Raw genomic sequence first — 21,790 nt, forward strand, 5'->3', positions numbered from 1 at the left:
GGGTAATGCGGGTCGATCAAGGCAATCAAACCCTTCCACGGCACAACCTGATCCATCTCGATCAGGAACAATTCCTTGCGGGTCTGCTTGCGCTTGCCTGCGTACTCGGCGTCGGCAAAGGTCATCTGCTTCATCGGAAAACTCGGCGGGTGGAATCCGGGTATTTTGCCAAAATCAGGAAGTCTTCTTCAGAGTTTCCCTAAGTGTGGTTACAACGCCAACCGCATCGACAGATCAACCGCTTTGACATCTTTAGTCAGCGTCCCTAACGACACATAGTCCACACCAGTTTCGGCGATGGCGCGCAGGGTGTGTTCGTTGACCCCGCCCGAGGCTTCGAGTTTGGCGCGGCCGGCGGTGAGGGTGACGGCGCGGCGCATGTCGTCCAGGGACAGCTCATCGAGCATGATGATGTCGGCGCCGGCCTCCAGGGCCAGGTGCAGTTCTTCGAGGTTCTCCACTTCTACTTCTACCGGTTTGCCGGGTGCGATGCGCCGTGCGGCGGTGACGGCCTGGGCGATGCCGCCACAGGCGGCGATGTGGTTTTCCTTGATCAGGAAGGCGTCGTAGAGGCCGATGCGGTGGTTGTGGCAGCCACCGCAGGTGACGGCGTATTTCTGTGCCAGGCGCAGGCCGGGCATGGTTTTACGGGTGTCGAGCAGTTTCACGGCGGTGCCGGCGACCAGGTCGGCGTAGAACTGGCTGCGGGTGGCCACGCCGGAGAGGGTCTGCAGGAAGTTCAGGGCGCTGCGCTCGCCGGTGAGCAGAGCGCGGGCCGGGCCTTCGAGGGTGAACAGTACTTGGTCGGGTTGCACCCGCTCGCCATCGCCGACCTGCCAGTGCACGGCCACGCGCGGGTCGAGCTGACGAAATACTCCATCGACCCAGGCGGTGCCGCAGATAACGGCGGCGTCGCGGGTGATCACGCGTGCCTGGGCCAGGCGCTCGGCGGGAATCAGTTGGGCGGTCAGGTCGCCGCTGCCGACGTCTTCGGCCAGGGCGTGGCGCACGTTGCTGGTGATTTCGGCGGTCAGGTCGGCAAGGGTCAGGTTGGGCATATAAGGCTCCACGGGCAGAGCGGCGATTATAGGGGCTGTGGCCGGGCGCCGGTACGGTTGCCGTCTATGCTGCACAAACGAGTGTTGTGCAGGCAGGTGTCGTTCGTCGGCTTGTTATGGGGTTGAAGGGTTGGGGCTGAACCGGCAGCGTCTCGCTGAGTCCATAGAAATTGGGCCAAGCGAGCAAGTGATGCGCATCTGTGACGTGGGTCATGTCTGCGAGAAATGCCTGCTTGGTATGCCGCTGGACATCCCTATAATGACCCCAAATCTATGAATGTTGACGCCAGGCCTTTGACGTTATGGACGACGTTCGGTGTGATCACTGCGCAGGTCGGGTCGCCCAAGAGGGGCAGTCTGCAGGAGACTCGTAATGAAGACTGATGCGAACGTGGTCCACCTAACCAAGGTGGCCTCTGAGCACCCGCCCACTTCGCCGGTAGGAAGACTGCCCGTGGCGCTCATTCAAGTGCGTGACAAGGCTGCCGTGCAGCTCAAGCAAGCGCTGCAGGCGTTGTTCGACAACGCCGATGACACGCTCTTCGAGATGGCGGATCGGGCCACCAGCAATGCCGAGCAGAATGCCTTCTTCGAGGCCATGCGCGACCTGCGCCTCAAGCGCAAGAGCATCGAACGCGGCTTCTTGCAGAATGTCTTCGAGGCATTTGCCACCCTTAACCAATATGAAATTGGCCGGCCAGCGCCGCTCGATGCGGTGAGCTACGACAGCCTGTCGCTGGTGCAGAACGACGAGCTGGAAGAGTCGGTCGCCCAGGACGCCATGGTCGCCAAGGTCATGAGCCGCGACAGCCTGTCGCTTGGGCACCTGACCACCCGCTTGAATGCCATGGTCAGCAAGAAGCTGGATGACAAGAGCAACCCGCTCGGTCCGGCGGCGCTGGTGGGGTTCTTTCTCCAGGCCTGCAGCAGCCTGGGGGTGGAGATCCGCGTCAAGTTGATCATTCTCAAGCTATTCGAAAAATACGTACTGGGTGACGTCGGGCAACTGTATGCCGATGCCAACCAGGCGCTGGTCCAGGCCGGCGTATTGCCTGAGCTGAAATCGACTCCACCACGCCGCGCCAACGTTCGTGCACCGGCTGGTCGTTCGCCGGGCGAGACGGCCAGCGCGCAGGAGGCCTTTGGCGGCGAACTGGGCGATGAGGGCGTGCGCGAGGTGTTCGGTGCGCTACAGGCGTTGCTGTCCCAGGCGCGCGGCAGTGTCGTGCCGCAGCGCGATGTACCTGCCGATGCCATGCCGATTACCAGCAACGACCTGATGCGCCTGCTGTCGCACATGCAGCAGCGTGCGCCGGTGCAGGTCAGCGATGACTTCGACCTGCGTGAGCAGCTTGAACAGCTCCTCAGCCGCGCCAGTGCCAAGAGCGGTAAGGCGCGGGTGGTCGGGGAAGTCGATGAAGATGTGATCAATCTGGTGTCGATGCTGTTCGAGTTCATTCTTGATGACCGCACCTTGCCGGATTCGCTGAAAGCCTTGATCGGTCGGCTGCAGATTCCCATGCTCAAGGTCGCAGTGCTCGACAAGACCTTTTTCAGCCGTGGCAGCCATCCGGCGCGTCGCCTGCTCAATGAGATCGCCTCCGCCGCATTGGGTTGGGGTGACCAGGATGAGGCGCAGCGCGACAGTCTGTACCTGAAGATCGAGCAGGTCGTGCAGCGTCTGCTCAATGACTTTGTCGATGATCCAACGATTTTTTCCGAGCTGCTGGCCGACTTTCTGGCATTTACCGGCGATGAGCGTCGCCGTAGCGAGCTGCTTGAGCAGCGCACCCGTGACGCCGAGGAAGGCAGTGCCCGCGCCGAGTTGGCCCGCCGCGAGGTGGAACATGCGCTGAACGAGCGCCTGCTGGGTCGCACGCTGCCGGAGGTGGTGGTGCGCCTGTTGCAGGATGCCTGGAGCAAGGTGCTGATGCTTTGCTGCCTCAAGCACGGTGTGAATTCCCCAGAGTGGGAAGCGGCATTGGCGACCATGGATGACTTGGTGTGGAGCGTCGAGCCCCATGAAGACCCGCAGTCGCGCATGCGTTTGCTGGAGTTGGTGCCAGGCTTGCTCAAGTCGTTGCGCGAGGGCATGGCCAGCGCTGCGTTTGATCCATTCTCCACCGGTGAATTCTTCAACCAACTGGAGGTGCTGCATGTGCAGGCCTTCCAGCGCTTCAAACGGGTTGTGCCAGAGGCCGAGAAGGCACCGGCAAATGACGAGCAGATTGCGACCGATGCAGACGAGCTGAGCCTGCCGTTGCTCGAGCTGCCGCCGGTTGAGGAAGAGCTGGATATGCCGGCCATGGTTGAGGTGGTCGAGGAGATCGTTTTGGTCGCGCCGGGTGAGAGCCGTTCGCCAGAGCCCGAAACCGTCTTGCCCGATGACGATGAAGCGGTGTTGCAGGTGGATAACCTGCGTGTCGGGAGCTGGGTCGAGTTTCAGGAAGACGAAGAGCACAAGCTGCGTTGCAAGCTGGCGGCGATCATCAAGCCCACTGGCAAGTACATTTTCGTCAACCGCACTGGCATGAAGGTGCTGGAAAAGACCCGCATGGGCCTGGCTGTGGAGTTCCGCCGCAATGCCATTCGCCTGCTTGACGATGCGCTGTTGTTCGATCGGGCGCTGGAGTCGGTAATCGGCAACTTGCGCCGGATCAAGGGCGCTTAGCGTTACTCGCTCGTCGATATTGCAATGACGCCGCCCTTTGGGGCGGCGTTTTTGTTTGGCTTTGTCCAAAAATCGTGTTGCACGGCGACGCTGCTTTTGTGGGAGTCGCGCCCCGCGGCGAATGCCATAGGTAACGCCGAAGTCCCTGGATGGCTGCAATCGCTTCGCCCCGAGGCGTGGCTCCTACGCGTGTTCGGCGGTTCACCTAGGGGCTGCGTGATGGCTTGTACGGGTAGCAACACGATTTTGGGACATGGCTTTTTGTTTGGGGCATGCGTGGGCGCGAAGCTGGTGGGTTGTATTCGTGATGGTGTTGGCGCCGTGATTATCGCGAATAAATTCGCTCCTACAGGGGGCGTGTAAATGCGGGCGTCGCAATTCTGCTGTTAATTGTAGGAGCGAATTTATTCGCGATAACGGGCGGAGGTTGGATTAGCGAAGCGTAATCCGACGTCTCGACCGCAAGGCATCCCCCCGGATTACGCCTGTGGCTAAGCCAGGCTACGGGTTGTGTCGGCCCACGCATGGGTGCCCGTCTTGCTGGCGGGCTGCTAGCAGGCCGTTGAAAAACGTAGGCGAGGCAGCCAGCGCAAGGCAAAAATAGGCGAAAAAGCGGAGTTTACGAGCTGTAAATGAGCATTTGATTCGCTTCGCTCACCCCTTCGGGGCCGTGCTAAAGCACGTTCAGCCTACGGCTGTGAGCCTGTTTTTAACGCCGCGATGGCCACGTAGGTAGTTTTTCAACAGCCTGCTAGAGTGTGGGCCTGTCCAAGGAGCCTTTATGCAGCTCGATTCCCACAGTGGCTGGTGCCAGGGTGTGCAGCGTTGCCCGTCGCCCAATTGCAATGCGCGACCGGACGCTGAGGTGTCGCTGCTGGTGATCCACAATGTCAGCCTGCCACCCGGTCAGTTCGGCACGGGGCAGGTGCAGGCGTTTTTCCAGAATCAGTTGTGTGGCGAGGCGCATCCGTATTTTGCCGGGATCGTGCACTTGCAAGTGTCGGCGCATTTTCTGATCGAGCGTGACGGCGCGGTCACCCAGTTTGTCTCCACCCTGGAGCGTGCCTGGCATGCTGGGGTGTCCTGCTTTGCCGGGCGGGATAACTGCAATGACTTTTCCGTTGGTATCGAGCTGGAAGGCACGGACGAGTTGCCCTATACAGACGCGCAATATGCCGCATTGATTGCGCTGACTGGCGAGTTGCAAAGGGTGCATCCGGCCATCACGCTGGAGCGAATATGCGGGCACTGCGATATTGCCCCCGAGCGCAAGACCGATCCGGGGCCGGCCTTCGACTGGTTGCGATTGCGCCGCGGATTGACCGACAGGAGTGAACTGTTATGAGTTTTCTGGTGTTGCTGCTGGTGCTCTGGGTGGAGAAGTTTTCTGCCTGGCGTGCCGTGATCCAGCAGGACGGGCCTTGGTTGCGCCTGCTGGCGCGAGCCGAGGCGCGCATCCAAGGCGAGGGTCAGCCCTGGTTGGCGTTGTTAACGGTCGTGGCGGCGCCTTTGCTGGTTCTGGCGTTGCTGTTGATGGTGCTGTCACCGCTGGCTTATGGCTGGCTGGCCTTGCCGGTGCATCTGCTGGTGGTGGTCTACAGCCTGGGGCGCGGCGACCTGCAGGCGGCGCTGGGGCCGTTCCGTGACAGCTGGCGGCGCGGCGACAGCGAAGCTGCTTATCTGGTGGCGCAACGCGACCTGGCCCTGGAGGCCGAGAGCGAGCCCGCGCTGTTGCAGAGCGTGCAGAAGCATCTGGTGTGGCAGGCCTACCAGAGCTTCTTTGCGGTGATCTTCTGGTACGCGCTGCTGGGGCCGTTGGCTGCGCTGGCGTACCGGCTGTTGGCGCTGACCGTGGAGCACGCCCAACATCCCCTCCTGCGTGAGCAGGCCGGGCAATGGCGGCATGCCTTCGACTGGTTACCGGCGCGAGTGCTGGGGGCGAGCTTCGCCCTGGTTGGCAACTTTGTCGGCGTCAGCCGCGCGTTGTTGCACGAGTTGCTGAGTTGGGACATTGGCGCCGCTCAGTTGGTCTACAGCGTCGGCCGGGCGGCCAGTGAGATTCCTGAACCGGTGATTGGCGAGGCAGGTGTCGGCACCCTCGACCAGTTTTGGCAGTTGCTGGTTCGCGCGGCAGTGCTCTGGTACGCCGTGTTTGCGCTCTGGACCTTGCTGCTCTAGCTAGGACTCCTGCAATGCCGTCCTGATTCAAGGGCGGCAATACCTTGGGTATCGCTTCCCGGGTATCGCTTCGCTCAACCCAGGCTACCGCTTGGTAGGGTGGAAAACCGCGCAGCGTTTTCCGCCAAGGTCGCTGTTTCTGCAGATACCTGTGATCTCTGGTGCAGCACGCGTCTGCTGACCGTCCCCTCTATGCTGGCCTCGAGCCTTCTTAACCTTAAGTTACAGAGATTCACGTCGATACTTGCTATACAGAGTGGACGTGTCTCCGGCTGTTTGCTTGGCGCCCAGGCACACGCATAACAATAATTAGAACTGGAGAGTCTCTGTGAAGACTGTGTTGTATCCGGCTATCGCGCTGATGAACCGTCTCAGTTTTGGGATGAAGTTCAGCCTGATTAGCGTGCTCTTCTTCGTGCCCATGCTGGTCACCAATTTCTATCTGGTGCGCGACTCCTATCGTCAATTCGTCAGTACCCAGGCGGCGCTGGACAGCCTCGACCTGCTCGGCAGCAGTTTGTTGCTGCGCCGTGGCCTGGAGAACTATGCCGACCTGACTGAAATCAACGCGATGATTGGCCAGTCGGGGCAGGCCGGTGACCTTGAAAGCCGGATCGACCAATTGCACGCGGAGCTGGGCGAGCGCCTGTCTGCGTTCGAGCCTGTAGCCCTGGAAACCGAGCATGTCGAGGAGTTCATCACCCGTCGCGACGACATGATCGCCGGCCTGCAAGCGGTGCAGGCCGAGGCCTCACTGCAAGGCAAGATCGCCCTGGCCGACAAGCTGCTGGGCAGTTCCCAGGTATTTATTCGCTTGATCGCCAGTCAGGCCGGGCTGAGCCAGGACCGTGAGCGGTCAGTGCGGCAAATGAGCGAACTGGTGACGGTGACTACTCCAGGCGTCACTGCGCCATTGAGCGAAGGTCGCGCGATCGGCGCCTATTCCCTGGCCCAAGGCTTTCTCAACTCCTCGGCCAGCACCCAGTTCGATGAGCTGCTGCTGGACCTGGAAAAACTCCATGGCGAATACGGCCTGAGCCTGCAGGATGCCCTTGGCAGCAGCCCGCAAGCGCGCACGGCGCTTGAGACGTTGGCGAGTGCCAGCCAGGCGACCCTCAAGGACAGCGCCGTGTTCTTCGAGGACAAAGTGGTGGTGGCCGACACCCTGGACATGCCGTGGAACCAGTTCTACAGCGAGGTCAGCGATGCCATGGCCAAGACCTACGCTTTCAACGACGCGGTGCTGGCGTTTCTCGATGAGCGCTTGCAGGCACGGCTGCAGGAGAACCGTGCGCAGATGATCCTGCTGGTTAGCGCGCTGGTGCTGGTCTTTCTGCTGATCGTTTACCTGTACGGCGGTTTCTACGTATCGACACGTACCACACTCAAGCACCTGGGCCAGGTCATGGACAAGGTTGCGGCGGGTGATATGACCTTGAGCTTCCATGCACAGAGCCAGGATGAGCTGGGCGAGTTGGGGGAGGTGTTCAGCACCACGGTGAAGAAGATTCACGACCTGATCGAGCGGGTCGGCCAAACTGTGGCTGAGGTCGAGCGCCAGGCTGAGCGGGTCGAGATGGTGTCGGGGGAAAGCAACCAGGCGGTCAACGGTCAGCGTAGCCAGATCGAGCAGGTCGCCACGGCCATGAACCAGATGTCCGCCACGGCCCAGGAAGTGGCGCGCAGTGCTGCCGCTGCAGTGAACAGTGCGCAGAGCGTGAATCATGAAACCGTTGCGGGCCGCGCCCTGGTGGAAACCCAGGTCGGTAGCATCCAGCGCCTGGCTGGTGAGATCGACGCATCGGTTGTGGTGATCAATCAACTGGCCAGCGACAGTGCCTCGATCAGCCAGGTGCTGGATGTGATCAAGGGTATCGCCGAGCAGACCAATCTGTTGGCCCTCAATGCCGCCATCGAGGCGGCGCGTGCCGGCGAGCAGGGTCGCGGTTTTGCCGTGGTGGCGGACGAGGTGCGCAACCTGGCCAAGCGTACCCAGCAGTCCACCGCCGAGATCGAGGCGATGATCGCGCGGCTGCAAGGTGGCGTAGGGGCTGCCGTCAAAGCCATGAACACCAGCCACCAGATGGCCGACAGCACGGTCAACGAGTCCGGCAAGGTGCAGCAGGCGCTGGAGAACATCCTCGGTGCGGTCGGCATGATCGTCGACCAGAACCAGCAGATCGCCGCCGCAGCTGAACAGCAGACCGCGGTGGCTCAGGACATCGATCAGAACATCGTGCAGATCAACCAGGCTGGTGAACGCACTGCCGAGGGCGCGAGCCAGACCGAGCAGGCCAGTCGCGAGTTGTCGGCGCTGGTCTCGCGCCTCAAGCAGTTGATTGGCGCGTTTCGGGTGTGAGCGCGCTTGGCTCGGTAGCCTGGGTTGAGCGCCGCGACACTCGTACTAGTTGATTGCGGTTTAGAGTAGGAGCCTCGCCCCGCGGCGAATAGAGGCCATTCAGCGGTATGTCGACGAGTCCAAAAGCATCGCGAATAAATTCGCTCCTACAGGTATATGGCTATTGGCTGTTCCAACCGAATAGTTCGCAGGCGTTGCGGCTGCTGGCCTCGGCCAGGGTTTCGGGTGGGACGTTGAAGAGCTCGGCTAGGGCGCAGCAGATCTCCGGTAGATGCTCTGGGCTGTTGCGTTGGTTGGGGTGCATGGCGGGCGCCATGTCCGGGGCGTCGGTTTCCAGCACGATGGCCTCCAGCGGCAGGCGCGCCACCACGCTGCGCAAGCGATTGGCCTGGGGCCAGGTAGGGGCGCCGCCCAGGCCCAGTTTGAAGCCCAGCTTGAGGTATTCGCGGGCTTCCTCGTAGCTGCCGGCAAAGGCGTGGATAATCCCGCCGCGCGCTGGGCGATGCTGTTTGAGCAGGGCGATGGTGGCGGCATGGGCGCGGCGTACGTGGACCAGTACCGGCAGCGCCATCGCCTGGGCCAGTTGCAGCTGGCTGACAAACAGCGCCTGCTGCGCGTCGCGGTCGAGGTGCTCGAGGTAATAATCCAGACCGATTTCGCCCACCGCGCAGAGTTGCGGGTGCCCGTGCAGGCGCTCCAGCCAGCTGCGCAGGGCATTCAGGTCGTCGTCACTGTGCTGCGCCAGGTAGACCGGGTGCAAGCCGAACGCGGCGTAGAGCTGTGGGTCGGTTGCGACCAGGTCCCACAGGCGCTGCCAGTTGCCGCGATACACGCCCAGCACCACCATTTCGCGCACGCCCAGGGCGCGGCTGCGCGCCAGCACGGCGGCGCGATCGGCATCGAAGTCGGGAAAATCCAGGTGGGTATGGGTGTCGATCAGGTGCATGACGGGTTCGCAGAAGGCTAAGCAAAAAGCATCGACGATTTACTGCGAATGCGCCAGGGGAGTCTTTTGCCATCTGAGGCAGTCGAACACCTTGAGCGCTAGGGAAAGGATAAGGGTGATATGACGCGAACACGACGTTGGCTCGGGGCTGTGCTGGCGGTGATCCTGGTGCCGGTGGCGGCCTTGAGCCTGTTTCTGGTTTTGTTCGACTGGAACCTGATCAAGCCCACGCTCAATGCGCGAGTCTCCGAGGCCCTGGCACGGCCGTTTGCGATTGAGGGCGATCTGGATGTGCGCTGGCATCGCGACCCGGACGAGCCCGGCTGGCAGCGCTGGCTGCCGTGGCCCCATCTGCGTGCCGAGCAACTGGTGTTGGGCAATCCCGAATGGGCTGAGGGCGACACCTTCGTCGCCCTTGAGCGCGTCGAGGTGCGCCTGGCGCTGTTGCCGCTGCTGTGGAAGACCGTACAGATTCCACGGATTGACCTGACCGCACCGCGCGCCGACCTGCAGCGCCTGGCCGATGGTCGCAACAACTGGACCTTCGACCTGGGCAGCGCCGAGGATGAAGACGCGCCGGAATCCCCCTGGACCCTCGACATTGGCACCATCGGCTTCGATGCCGGGCAGGTGCGTTATGACGATCAGCAACTCAAGACCCAGGTGCAGGTCGAGGTCACGCCGCTGGGTGCGCCTATTGCCTTTAGCGAGCTGATGGGCACAACAGATGCCAAGGCCGTGGCAGAGACAGCCAGCGCGCAGCCCCAGGACTACGCTTTTGCCTGGCAGGCCAAGGGGCGCTACCAAGGCCAGGCCCTCAGCGGCAGTGGCAAGGTTGGCGGGCTGCTGGCCTTGCAAGATGCGCAGCAGCCGTTCCCGTTACAGGCCGATCTGCGCGCCGGGGCGACCCGGGTGCGCGTGGTGGGCACCCTGACCGATCCGAAAAACCTCGGCGCCCTGGACCTGCAACTGCGCCTCTCCGGTGACAGCCTTGGCAATCTCTACCCCCTGACTGGCGTGGCACTGCCCGACAGCCCTGCCTATGCCACCACCGGCCGCTTGCAGGCCGACTTGCGTGAGCCGGGTGGGGCGCGCTTTCGCTATCAGGACTTCCGTGGACGGATTGGCGAGAGCGATATTCAGGGCGACCTCGAATACCTGGCCAGTACACCGCGGCCGAAACTGTCCGGCACCCTGGTGTCTCAGCAGTTGCGCATGGCCGACCTGGGCCCGCTGATCGGCGCCGACTCCAATGCCGACAAACAGGCGCGGGGCGAGACCAGCCGTCAGCCGGCTGGCAAGGTGCTGCCTGTCGAAGCCTTTGCCACCGAGCGCTGGCGCAGTATGGATGCCGATGTCAGCTTTACCGGTACGCGCATCGTGCACAGCGAGAAACTGCCGTTTACCGATCTGTTCACCCGTGTGCTGCTCGACGATGGCCAGCTCAGCCTGGAACCCCTGCGTTTTGGCATGGCCGGTGGTCAGCTACGCTCGCGCATTCGCCTGGATGGGCGGCAGGCACCGCTGGTCGGTGAGGCGCGCATGAGTGCGCGTGGCTTCAAGCTCAAGCAGTTGTTCCCCAGTGTCGAGGTGATGCAGAGCACCCTCGGCGAGCTGAATGGCGATGCGCACCTCAATGGCCGTGGCAACTCGGTGGCGGCCTTGCTGGGCAGTGCCGATGGCGAGGTCAAGGTGTTGATCAATGACGGCCGGGTCAGCCGCAACCTGATGGAGATTGCCGGCCTGAATGTCGGTAACTACCTGGTTGGCCGGCTGTTCGGCGATGAGGAAGTAGCCATCAACTGCGCGGCGGCGGACTTGGTGCTGCGCGAGGGCGTGATGACTCCAAGGGTGCTGGCGATCGATACCGAAAACGCGCTGATCGGCGTCGGCGGCCAGGTCGATTTCGCCCGCGAGCAGCTGGACCTCAGTGTGACCCCCGATGCCAAGGGCATGCGCATCTTCTCGTTGCGCTCGCCGCTGTATGTACGCGGCACTTTCGCCGAGCCGCGCGCCGGTGTGCAAGCTGTGCCCTTGGCCTTGCGTGGTGCGGGTATGCTGGCGTTGGGGGCTTTGGTGGCGCCTGCCGCCGGCTTGCTGGCCCTGGTCGCGCCCAGTGATAAACAGCCCAGCCAGTGCGAGCCGTTGTTAAAGCAGATGCGAGGTGGGCGTTAGCGGGGCCGCTGTGTGGAAGGGGGGCGGTATTTCGTTTTAGCCGCGACGTTTGCGACGCCTCCACGATCAATCGCGAATAAATTCGCTCCTACAAAAAGCTACGCCGCCCTTTGTAGGAGCGAATTTATTCGCGATGCGTTTTGAGCGCGCTGCAAACATTGCGGCTAAACCGGGGCCTCGCCCCAATCCATCTTCCGCTCATCCGTGTCGCTCGCTTTAGCGGCGACGCTTGAGCACACGCGGAATGGCATCCAGGCCGGCCTGGTAGTCGTCGTGCTCCACGGCGCGCAGGGTCCAGTGGAAGACGCGGTCGGCAATTTCGCTGTGCTGCTGGGAGATGGCGTTAACCCGCAGCGGCAGAAAATCGAGCAACTGGGTATCGCCAAAAGTCGCCAGGCGCAGGTTGTCCAAGGGAATACCGCGTTCGCGCAGGGCCTCGAATACGCCTTCGAGCAGCACGTAGGCCGTGGTTACCAGCGCATCGGGCAAGCCGGCGGGCTGTTCGAGCAGGCGCAGCATCAGTTCGCGGCCACCGGCGCGGCTGAACTGCTCGGCATGGCTGATGCTGACCTGGCCGGTGAAGCCGCACAGGGCGGCACGAAAGCCCAGTTCACGGGCCTGGCTGATCGGTAGTTCGGCGCGTCCGCCGAGCAGCGCAATATGTTGCGGGGCAGGGTCGAGCAGACTGGCGGTGAGTAGGCTGCCGGCCTGGCGGTCATCGCTGACCACCGAGCGGATATGCGCCGGGTCCAGGGCCCGGTCGACCGCGATCACCGGCACCCCGGCGCGTACCAGGTCGGCGTACACCGGGTCATCCTGGGGCAGGCAACTGGCGACGATCAAGGCATCGCAGCGGCGCGAGCGGAACAGCTCGAGCAACTGCCGTTCGCTGTTCGGGTCGTCGTCGGAACTGGCGATCAGCAATTGGTAACCGGCGCCACGGGCGCGCTGTTCGAGGAGTTTGGCCAGGCGTGCGTAGCTGGGGTTTTCCAGGTCCGGAAGGATAAAACCGAGGCAGCGGCTTTGCCCGCGGCGCAGGCCGGCGGCTTGTGGGTCCGGGCGGTAGCCGTGTTGTTCGACCACTTCGATCACCCGCGCCACGGTCGCCGCGCTGATCCGTCGCTTCGCGGCCTGGCCGTTGATCACGTAACTGGCCGTGGTGACGGAGACCTTTGCCAGGCGGGCGATATCGGTGAGTTTCACTGAGTGTCCTGAGCGTGGCTGACGACCGGATGGCAAGGATCGCCCATTATCAGGTCAGGTTCCAGTTGTGAATGAAACGATTCAGCCAGGGGCAGAGGCGCGCCGGAAGCAAAGGCTGGCGCCGCTGTTTTTCGTAGGAGTCGCGCCTCGCGGCGAATAGTGGCCATCCAGCGCTATCACAGATAGGTCCCAAAGCTCGCGCCGGGGCGGCGCTCCTACGGGGTGTGTATGGCATTTTCAGCCTGCGTGCTGGGTCGTAACGGCCAATTGGGCATGGCCAAGAAATAACCCCGGCGCTGCTCAGGCGCGTTCGCTCATCGCCGAGAGGGCAACCGAGGTGGCGGCGGTGCGGGTTTCCACGCCGAGTTTGATAAAGACATGCTCCAGGTGCTTGTTTACCGTGCGCGGGCTGAGGCCGAGAATGTCGCCGATGTCGCGGTTGGTCTTGCCGCAGGCGACCCAGCGCAGCACTTCGACCTCGCGCTCGGTGAGCTGGAAGCGTGCCGACAGCCTGGCATAGGCCGGCTCGTCGTTGAGCGTCAGGGCCACTGGCTGACTGGCGGCGCGGGCCGATTGCAGGATGCGTGCGGTGCGCAGGTGCGAGGCGACGCGGGCGAGCACTTCTTCGGTATTGATCGGCTTGGTCACGTAGTCGATGCCGCCTGCGCTGAAGCCTTCGACCACATGCTCGCTGTCGGTCAGGGCGGTCATGAATAACACCGGGATGTCGGCGGTGCTGGCATCGGCCTTGATCCGCCGGCAGGTCTCGAAACCATCCAGGCCCGGCATCATGGCGTCGAGCAGGATCAGGTCGGGGCGCCGCCGCTGAATGCGAGTCAGGGCGCTGAGGCCGTCGAGCGCCACCAGGACCATGTAGCCAACTTCATCAAGGGCGTCGGACAACAGCGCCAGGTTGTCCGGGGTGTCGTCGACAATCAGGATCACCCCGCGCTCGGCGGGGCCTGGGCTGTAGTCAGCGGGGTGGGTCTGCGCGTTCATGCTCGGCCTCCTCAAGTTGGCGGTTGAGTTCATCCAGGCGGAAGCTTTTCAGCAGGCTGCGAAGCGGCCCGGTAAAGCTGGCGCTGGCGGGGTTGCTGCGGTCAATGGCGTCGAGTTTGTCCTGCAGGCCGCGCACATGGCCGATGGCCGCCAGTTCGCGCAGGGCGTCCAGGTCCTGGGCGCCCGGCAACACCACGGCTGCTGGCGCGATGGCTGGGCGAGCAGGGCGGCGCAGCCAGCGCAGGTTGAGTTGCTTCTGTATCCGTTCGAGCAGTTCGGGGGTGTGTACCGGCTTGGCCAGGTAGTCGTTGCAGGCGGCGGCTACGCTGCGCTCGCGGTCATCGGCGAAAGCGTTGGCGGATATCACGATGATCGGCGCCTGGGACAGGGCGTTGCGGCGGATCAGCCGACTGGTTTCCCAGCCATCCATCTGCGGCATCGACAGGTCCATCAGGATCAGGTCGGGGTGCAGCAGCGCCACCTGACGAATCGCTTCCTGGCCGCTGGCCGCCTGCGTCACCTGAAAACCCAGCGGCTCGAGCATGCCGGCGAGCACTCGGCGGTGTTCGAGATGGTCGTCGACCACCAGAATCAGCCGGCGCGGTCCCTGGTAGCCGATGATGTCGTGCTCCACGTGCACCACCGCCTGGGGCACACGCACCTCGGAGAGGAACAGGCGCACCTGAAAGCGCGTGCCTTGGCCCTGCACGCTGTTTACCGAGAGTTCGCCGCCCATCAGTGAGGTGAGCATGCGGGTGATGGTCAGGCCCAGGCCGACGCCGTTGTCCTGGCGCATCAGGTCGCCGCGCTCGAACGGCTGGAAGATCCGCTCGATCTGCTCGGGGTCGATGCCGATGCCGGTGTCGACGATCTCGAAGCTTGCGGTTTCGCGCAGGTAGCTGACGCGCAGGCAGACCTCGCCGCTGTCGGTGAAGCGCACCGCGTTGCTCAGCAGGTTGATGAGGATTTGCCGCACGCGCTTCTCGTCGCCACGGACCACGGCCGGCATGCGCCCGCTGGTTTCCAGGCGAAAGCGCAGGCCCTTTTCTTCGGCCTGCGGGGTGAACATGCGGTCGAGCTGGTGGATGAAGTCGGGGAAGGGGATTTCGCTGAACTCCAGGTGCAGCTTGCCGGCTTCGATCTTGGCCACGTCGAGCAGGCCGTCGATCAGCGACAGCAAATGCGAGCCGCTGCGAAAGATGGTCGCCAGGGCGTCCTGGTGCTGCCCCGGCATGCCGGCATCGCGTTGCAGAATCTGGGTGTAGCCGAGGATGCTATTGAGCGGTGTGCGCAGCTCGTGGGACAGCCCTGTGACGTAGCGGCTCTTGGCCGCGTTGGCGGCTTCGCTGGCTTCCTTGGCTTTTTGCAGGGCCTCGTCGGTTTTGCGGTGGGCTTCGATTTCCTGCATCAGCAACTGCGTCTGGCGGTCGGATTCCTCCTGGGCCACGCGTCGGCTTTCGCGGGTCAGCACCACCCACCAGGCAAGGATCGCGGCGAACAGCGAGAGCGTCAGAAAGGCCTTGAGAAACGCCAGGTAGAGCGTCTCTTGTGCCTCTGCCGACTGCGCCACCAGGCCCTGGGAGACCTGGCTGTAGATCAGCGCCAGGGCGCCCAGCAGCAGTAGCACCAGGACCGTCAGCAGGCCCAGGTATTGCGCCAGGCGGCTGTGCAGGCGGGGGATGGAAACCTTGGGAAACAGCCAGCGAATAAAGTCGTCGAGCTGCTCGGAGATGCGCGCGCGGGGTTTGCAGGCATCGCCGCAGCGCGCGTCGAGGGAGCAGCACAGCGAGCAGATCGGTGTGCTGTAGGCCGGGCAGAAGGCCATGTCTTCGCTCTCGAACGCGTTGCTGCACAGGCCGCACTGAACGGTGCTGGTGACCCCGAGCGGGTAGAGCAACAAGGGGTCGCTGCTGCGCGCGAGGTAGTAGCGCCCGCCAGTCAACCAGGCGATCAGTGGGGCGCACAGCAGGGCCGAGCCGAGGGCGACGACCGGCGAGGCGGCCTGGGCCAGGGCGCCGAACAGGCCGCCGTGGGCGAGGATCGACAGCAGGGAGGCGATCAGCATGGCGCCGACGCCGACCGGGTTGATGTCGTAGAGGTGCGCGCGCTTGAACTCGATGTGCTTGGGCGACAGGCCCAGGGGCTTGTTGATCACCAGGTCGGCGACCACCGCACCGATCCAGGCGATGGCGATATTGGCGTACAGGCCGAGCACTTCCTCGATGGCCTGGAACACCCCCAGCTCCATCAGCATCAGCGCGATGGCCACGTTGAACACCAGCCAGACCACACGGCCGGGGTGGCTGTGGGTGACGCGGGCGAAGAAGTTCGACCAGGCCAGGGAGCCGGCGTAGGCGTTAGTCAGGTTGATCTTGATCTGCGAGACGATGACGAACAGCACCATGGCCGCCAGCGCCCACTCCGGCGAGCTGAACACGTAGTTGAACGCCACCAGGTACATCTGCGTGGGCTCGGCGGCGCGCTCCATGGGGATTTCATGCTGCAGGGCGAGAAAGGCCAGAAAGGCGCCGGCGAGCATTTTCAGCGCGCCGGGGATGATCCAGCCCGGCCCGGCCATCAGCAGCGCGGCCCACCAGCGGGTGCGGTTGTGGCGGGTCTTTTCCGGCAGAAAACGCAGGTAATCGACCTGCTCGCCAATCTGCGTGACCAGCGCCAGGCCCACGGTGCAGGCCGCACCGAAATACAGCAGGTTGAAGGTGCCGCCTTCGCCCTCGCGCCCGGCAAAGCTGGTCCAGTCGCTGAAGGATTCCGGGTTTTTGCTGATGATGAAGATGTAGGGCAGAAATAGCAGAAACAGCCACAGCGGCTGGCTCCACATCTGCAGGCGGTTGATCAGGGTGATGCCGTAGGCCACCAGGGGGATGACGATCACCGAGCAGATCACATAGGCCAGCGCCAGCGGGATATTGAAGTACAGCTCCAGGGCCAGGGCCATGATCGCCGCTTCCAGGGCGAAGAACAGAAAGGTGAAGCTGGCGTAGATCAGCGAGGTGATGGTCGAGCCGATATAGCCGAAGCCGGCGCCGCGGGTCAGCAGGTCCATGTCCACGCCGTAGCGCGCGGCGTAGTAGCTGATCGGCAAACCGGTGAGGAAAATCACCAGGGCCACCGCGAGTACGGCCCAGAGCGTGTTGGTGAAGCCGTAACTCAGGGCCAGGGCGCCACCGATGGCCTCCAGGGCGAGGAACGACACCGCGCCCAGGGCGGTGTTGGCGATGCGCAGCTCCGACCATTTGCGAAACGCGCGCGGGGTGAAGCGCAGGGCGTAGTCTTCCATGGTCTCGTCGGCGACCCAGGAGTTGTAGTCGCGGCGGATCTTGACGATGCGCTGGGTGCCGGTCGGTTGCACGGTCGGGTTCCTGGCTGAAAGGCTGGCCTGTGGACGCGTCCCGGCGTTCCTGGTGGGCTCTGCGATTGCAACTTCCATGCCCCGCAGCGCAGCGGCTCTAACGCGCGCGTGGACTTCTATCTGGCCTCCTGCGCGGTGCCCAGCTTGCACCAGCGCCGCGCGCGCGGCTCTACGTCAGATGACGTATGCCGTTACGTCATGCTGCGTATACCGCCGACGGCGCAGGCAAACGCATGCTGGTGGCGAACCGAACTGGTACCCGCAAGGCGAGCCAGGGAGGAAAACCACCCAGAGGAGCATGATCATGGATTCACGACCGAGTCGTTTTCTCCCCCGCCGACTCGCCTTGGGCGCGGCGGCCCTCTCGCTGCTGGCGGCGAGTGTGTTCAGCCAGATGGCTCTGGCCGATGAGGCCAATACCACCGGCCTGGCCGTGACCGATACCGAAGTGACCGTCGGCCAGTTGCACTCGGCCACCGGCACCATGGCCATTTCCGAAACCGGTTCGATCCAGGCCGAGCGCCTGGCCATCGAGCAGATCAACGCCAGCGGCGGCATCCTCGGCCGGCAGATCAAGATCATTCAGGAAGACGGCGCCTCCGACTGGCCGACCTTCGCGGAAAAAGCCAAGAAGCTGCTGGTCGGCGACAAGGTCGCCGCGGTGTTCGGCTGCTGGACCTCGGCCTCACGCAAGGCCGTACTGCCGGTGTTCGAGAAGGAAAACGGCTTGCTCTACTACCCGACCTTCTACGAGGGCCTGGAGCAGTCGAAGAACGTCATCTACACCGGCCAGGAAGCCACCCAGCAGATCCTTGCCGGCCTCGACTGGATCGCCAAGGAGAAGGGCGCCAAGACCTTCTACCTGATCGGCTCGGACTACATCTGGCCGCGCACCTCGATGAAGATCGCCCGCAAGCACATCGAAAACGTGCTCGGCGGCGAAGTGGTGGGTGAAGAGTACTACCCGCTGGGCAACACCCAGTTCGGCTCGCTGATCAACAAGGTCAAGCTGAAGAAGCCTGATGTGGTCTTCACCGCCGTGGTTGGCGGCTCCAACGTGGCCTTCTACAAGCAGATGAAAGCCGCCGGCGTCACCAGCGCCAAGCAGACCCTGCTGACCCTGTCGGTAACCGAGGACGAGCTGCTGGGCATTGGCGGCGAGAACATGGAAGGTTTCTACGCCTCCATGAAGTACTTCCAGAGCCTGGATAACCCGAACAACGCCGCCTTCGTCGAAGCCTTCAAGGCCAAGTTCGGCAAGGATTCGGTGATCGGCGACGTGACCCAGGCCGCCTACCTCGGCCCCTGGTTGTGGAAAGCCGCTGTGGAAAAAGCCGGCAGCTTCGACGTCGACAAAGTAGCGGCTGCTTCCCCAGGCATCGAGCTGACCACCGCGCCAGAAGGCTACGTGAAAGTGCACGACAACCATCACCTGTGGAGCAAGACGCGCATCGGTGAAGTGCAGAAGGATGGTCAGTTCAAGGTGGTGTTCGAGTCCGACCTGATCGAGCCGAATCCGTTTCCGAAGGGCTACCAATAAGCGCGAACGACACCCTGTAGGGGCCGGTAAGCCGACGCCTACGGGGCTGATGTAGCCGCGGGTTTTGCTTGTGTAGGAGCGGATGGGCGCGTTGCGCTTTATTCGCGAATGAATTCGCTCCTACACGGGTGCAACGGCTAACTCGGGCATCGCTTTCTCTTTCCTTCTGGAGACCCTCAACATGGAATGGCTATCGGAATTTGGTGCCATCGCGGCCATGCAGGGCTTTAACGGTTTGTCCGTGTTCTGCGTCCTGCTGCTGATGGCCCTTGGGCTGGCGATCATCTTCGGGCAGATGGGCGTGATCAATATGGCCCACGGTGAGTTTCTCACCATCGGCGCCTACACCACCTACGTGGTCTCGGTATTGACCGAGCAATACGCGGCGTTTTTCGGCCCGTACTATTTTTTTCTCGCCATCGTGCTGTCGTTTTTTATCGCCGGCGCGATTGGCTGGCTGGTCGAGTGGGCGATGATCAGCAAGCTCTACCAGCGCCCGCTGGACACCCTGCTGGCCACCTGGGGCCTGTCGCTGGTGATGCAGCAGGCGTTCCGTTCGATCTTCGGCGCGCGGGAGGTCAGCGCCACGCTGCCGGAGTGGCTGATGGGCTCGTGGAACCCCACCGAGGCCATCGATATTCCGCGTAACGGCCTGTTCGTTATGGGCCTGACCGTACTGATGACTGGGATGATCTTCCTTATGCTCTACCGCTCGCGCTGGGGCTTGCAGGTGCGCGCTACGGTGCAGAATCGGGTGATGAGCCGCGCCGTGGGGATCAACACCAAGCGGGTCGATCGCATGACCTTCGCCCTTGGCTGCGGGGTGGCCGGGGTGGCGGGCGCCGCGTTTACCACCATCGGTTCCACCGGGCCAACGGCTGGCTCGCTGTATATCGTCGACACCTTCCTGGTGGTGGTCTTCGGCGGCGCCTCAAGCCTGCTCGGCACCATCGCCTCGGCCTTCAGCATTGCCCAGGCGCAGTCGCTGATGGAGTTCTTTATGAGCGGTTCGATGGCCAAGGTCTTCACCCTCTCGGCGGTGATCCTGATTCTGATGCTGCGTCCGCAAGGGCTGTTCTCGATCAAGGTGCGCAAATGAGTGGCTGGGCAGTGATGCACAGCGCTGTCGCTGGGTGTGGAGTCGCGGCTGAAGCCCCTCCCACAAGGCGCATGGCAATCCCTGTAGGAGGGGCTTTAGCCGCGACCCATCAACCCCAATCCGCCATCGAGGGCACTAAACCATGAACCCGACACTCGATAAGTTTCTCGGCGGCAAGCAGGGCGCCATCGGCCTGGCGGTGCTGGCCACATTGATCCTGGTGGTGTTCCCCCTGGCGCTGGATGCCTTTCGCCTGAATATGGTCGGCAAGTACCTGACCTACGCCTTCGTCGCGGTGGGCCTGGTGCTCTGCTGGGGCTACGGCGGCATTCTCAGCCTCGGCCAGGGCGTGTTCTTCGGCCTTGGCGGCTACTGCATGGCGATGTTTCTCAAGCTCGAAGCCAGCGACCCGGAAAGCACCAAGATCCAGTCCACCCCCGGCATTCCGGACTTTATGGACTGGAACCAGATCACCGAACTGCCGCTGCTCTGGCAGCCGTTCCACAGCTTCGGTTTCACCCTGCTGGCGGTGATTGCGGTGCCGGTGATCCTGGCGTTGGTGATTGGTGTGGCGATGTTCAAACGCCGCGTCGGTGACGTGTACTTCTCCATCGTCACCCAGGCGATTGCGCTGATCCTCACCGTGCTGATCATCGGACAGCAAGGCCTGACCGGTGGGGTCAACGGCATCACTGACCTGAAAACCCTGATGGGCTGGGATATCCGCGACGACAGCTCGAAGCTGATCCTCTACTTTATCAACGCCTTCCTGCTGTTCGGCTGCATCCTGATTGGCCGCTTTATCCTCGCCTCCAAACTCGGCCGCCTGCTGATGGCCATGCGTGACAAGGAAGAGCGGGTGCGTTTCTCCGGCTACGACGTGGCCAGTTTCAAGATCTTCGTGTTCTGCGTGGCGGCGGCGTTTTCCGCCATCGGCGGGGCGATGTTTGCGCTGCAGGTGGGCTTTATGTCGCCGAGCTTCGTCGGCATCGTGCCGTCGATCGAGATGGTGATCTTCGCTGCCGTCGGCGGGCGTATGTCGCTGCTCGGCGCGGTGTACGGCGCGCTGCTGGTCAACTATGGCAAGACCTACTTTTCCGAAACCTTCCCCGAGCTGTGGCTGTACCTGATGGGCGGGCTATTTATCGCCGTGGTCATGTACTTCCCCAACGGCATCGCCGGCCTGTGGGAGAGCCACGGGCGTAAATGGCTGGGCAAACTCAAGCGCCAATCCGCGACACCTGCCAAGCCTGTGCCGGTGGCCACAGTGCCTGCGCCCAACAGCCAACCCCGTGAACTGGAGAGCACGCCATGAGCCAGCCCAGCGGCTTCAAAATGCCCAAGCCGGTGCTGGCTATCGAAGGCCTGACCGTGTCCTTCGACGGCTTCAAGGCGGTGGATGACCTCAACCTGTATATCGACCGCAACGAAGTGCGGGTGGTGATCGGCCCTAACGGCGCCGGCAAGACCACGGTGCTCGACCTGATCTGCGGCAAGACCAAGGCCACCGCCGGCAGCATCCAGTTCGAGAATCGCGAGCTGACCAAGATGCGCGAGTTCGACATCGTCCGTGCCGGCGTCGGGCGCAAGTTCCAGAACCCTTCGATCTACGAAAACCTCACGGTGTTCGAGAACCTGGAAATGTCCTACCCCAAAGGCCGCACGGTGTTCGGCGCGCTGTTCTTCAAGCGCAGCGCTGAGGTGATTGAGCGGGTCGAGCAGATCGCCGCGGAGATCATGCTTACCGACAACCTCTACCTGCAGGCCGACCTGCTGTCCCACGGGCAGAAGCAGTGGCTGGAGATCGGCATGCTGCTGATGCAGGACCCAGCCCTGCTGATGCTCGACGAGCCGGTGGCCGGCATGAGCGTCAACGAGCGGGCGCAGACCGCCGAGCTGCTCAAACGCATCAGCCAGGGGCGCTCGGTGCTGGTCATCGAGCACGACATGGAGTTCGTCAAAAGCATCGCGCACAAGGTCACGGTGCTGCACCAGGGCAAGGTGCTGGCCGAGGGCAGCATGGAGGCGGTGCAGAGCAACCCGAAGGTGATCGAGGTGTACCTGGGGCATTGACCCGCCCGCAGGGTGCGCCATGGCTATGCATCGTGGCGCACCCTACGGCTAAAGCATTCGTAGGGTGCGCCGTGCGCACCTGTAGATAGGCGGAGTACGGATGACGTACCCCTCGTTGG

General features: G+C 63.0%; 14 protein-coding genes and 1 pseudogene. 9 read left to right on the plus strand and 6 right to left on the minus strand.

Translation table 11 applies throughout. The features are described from left to right. A pseudogene (locus BMW49_RS24525) lies at positions 1-134 on the minus strand (IS5/IS1182 family transposase); the annotation flags it as partial. Positions 135-209: 75 nt separating this feature from the next. After that, the gene (nadC, locus tag BMW49_RS11210; RefSeq protein ID WP_069520504.1) at positions 210-1,058 is read right to left on the minus strand and encodes a carboxylating nicotinate-nucleotide diphosphorylase; all 849 of its coding nucleotides are present in this window, start codon (positions 1,056-1,058) and stop codon (positions 210-212) included. A 373-nt stretch (positions 1,059-1,431) separates the two neighbouring features. Between nadC and BMW49_RS11215 the strand changes: the two genes are divergently transcribed. From BMW49_RS11215 to BMW49_RS25780, 4 genes are all read left to right on the plus strand, one after another. Next, positions 1,432-3,729, plus strand: coding sequence for a DUF1631 domain-containing protein (locus BMW49_RS11215; protein WP_069520502.1), 2,298 nt, complete (start codon positions 1,432-1,434; stop codon positions 3,727-3,729). Positions 3,730-4,510: 781 nt separating this feature from the next. After that, positions 4,511-5,074 carry a 1,6-anhydro-N-acetylmuramyl-L-alanine amidase AmpD gene (ampD, locus tag BMW49_RS11220; RefSeq protein ID WP_069520500.1) on the plus strand — a complete coding sequence of 188 codons (564 nt, stop codon included), beginning with the start codon at positions 4,511-4,513 and terminating at the stop codon, positions 5,072-5,074. Further along, the gene (gene ampE, locus BMW49_RS11225) at positions 5,071-5,907 is read left to right on the plus strand and encodes a regulatory signaling modulator protein AmpE (protein ID WP_069520495.1); all 837 of its coding nucleotides are present in this window, start codon (positions 5,071-5,073) and stop codon (positions 5,905-5,907) included. Before ampD ends, ampE begins: the two co-directional genes overlap by 4 nt. 328 nt (positions 5,908-6,235) lie before the next feature. After that, complete coding sequence (locus BMW49_RS25780; protein WP_069520494.1) at positions 6,236-8,266, plus strand: methyl-accepting chemotaxis protein; 2,031 nt, start codon at positions 6,236-6,238, stop codon at positions 8,264-8,266. A 160-nt stretch (positions 8,267-8,426) separates the two neighbouring features. Here BMW49_RS25780 and BMW49_RS11235 read toward each other — a convergent pair whose 3' ends face one another. Continuing rightward, positions 8,427-9,212, minus strand: coding sequence for a TatD family hydrolase (locus BMW49_RS11235; protein WP_069520493.1), 786 nt, complete (start codon positions 9,210-9,212; stop codon positions 8,427-8,429). 120 nt (positions 9,213-9,332) lie between these two features. On the opposite strand from BMW49_RS11235, the gene BMW49_RS11240 reads away from it, so the two are divergent. Beyond that, positions 9,333-11,387 carry an AsmA family protein gene (locus tag BMW49_RS11240; RefSeq protein WP_069520491.1) on the plus strand — a complete coding sequence of 685 codons (2,055 nt, stop codon included), beginning with the start codon at positions 9,333-9,335 and terminating at the stop codon, positions 11,385-11,387. A gap of 216 nt (positions 11,388-11,603) precedes the next feature. Here BMW49_RS11240 and cra read toward each other — a convergent pair whose 3' ends face one another. From cra to BMW49_RS11255, 3 genes are all read right to left on the minus strand, one after another. Continuing rightward, positions 11,604-12,590, minus strand: a complete 987-nt coding sequence (cra, locus tag BMW49_RS11245; RefSeq protein WP_069520487.1) for a catabolite repressor/activator — start codon at positions 12,588-12,590, stop codon at positions 11,604-11,606. Between the two features lie 300 nt (positions 12,591-12,890). Then, on the minus strand, positions 12,891-13,589 hold the full coding sequence (locus BMW49_RS11250; protein WP_069520485.1) for a response regulator: 699 nt from the start codon (positions 13,587-13,589) through the stop codon (positions 12,891-12,893). Then, the gene (locus BMW49_RS11255) at positions 13,564-16,959 is read right to left on the minus strand and encodes an ATP-binding protein (RefSeq protein ID WP_069520483.1); all 3,396 of its coding nucleotides are present in this window, start codon (positions 16,957-16,959) and stop codon (positions 13,564-13,566) included. The genes BMW49_RS11250 and BMW49_RS11255 overlap by 26 nt, the downstream gene beginning before the upstream one ends. 304 nt (positions 16,960-17,263) lie before the next feature. Here BMW49_RS11255 and urtA point away from each other — a divergent pair, with 304 nt between their 5' ends. From urtA to urtD, 4 genes are all read left to right on the plus strand, one after another. Beyond that, the gene (gene urtA / locus BMW49_RS11260; RefSeq protein ID WP_069520474.1) at positions 17,264-18,499 is read left to right on the plus strand and encodes an urea ABC transporter substrate-binding protein; all 1,236 of its coding nucleotides are present in this window, start codon (positions 17,264-17,266) and stop codon (positions 18,497-18,499) included. Between the two features lie 181 nt (positions 18,500-18,680). Continuing rightward, a complete protein-coding gene (urtB, locus tag BMW49_RS11265) occupies positions 18,681-19,598 on the plus strand; it encodes an urea ABC transporter permease subunit UrtB (RefSeq protein WP_069520472.1) in 918 nt (305 codons plus the stop codon). 142 nt (positions 19,599-19,740) lie between these two features. Continuing rightward, positions 19,741-20,913 carry an urea ABC transporter permease subunit UrtC gene (urtC, locus tag BMW49_RS11270; protein ID WP_069520470.1) on the plus strand — a complete coding sequence of 391 codons (1,173 nt, stop codon included), beginning with the start codon at positions 19,741-19,743 and terminating at the stop codon, positions 20,911-20,913. Then, a complete protein-coding gene (gene urtD / locus BMW49_RS11275) occupies positions 20,910-21,671 on the plus strand; it encodes an urea ABC transporter ATP-binding protein UrtD (RefSeq protein WP_069520468.1) in 762 nt (253 codons plus the stop codon). Before urtC ends, urtD begins: the two co-directional genes overlap by 4 nt. Positions 21,672-21,790 lie beyond the last annotated feature (119 nt).

The sequence above is a fragment of the Pseudomonas cuatrocienegasensis genome, assembly GCF_900110925.1.
Taxonomy (GTDB): Bacteria; Pseudomonadota; Gammaproteobacteria; order Pseudomonadales; family Pseudomonadaceae; genus Aquipseudomonas; species Aquipseudomonas cuatrocienegasensis.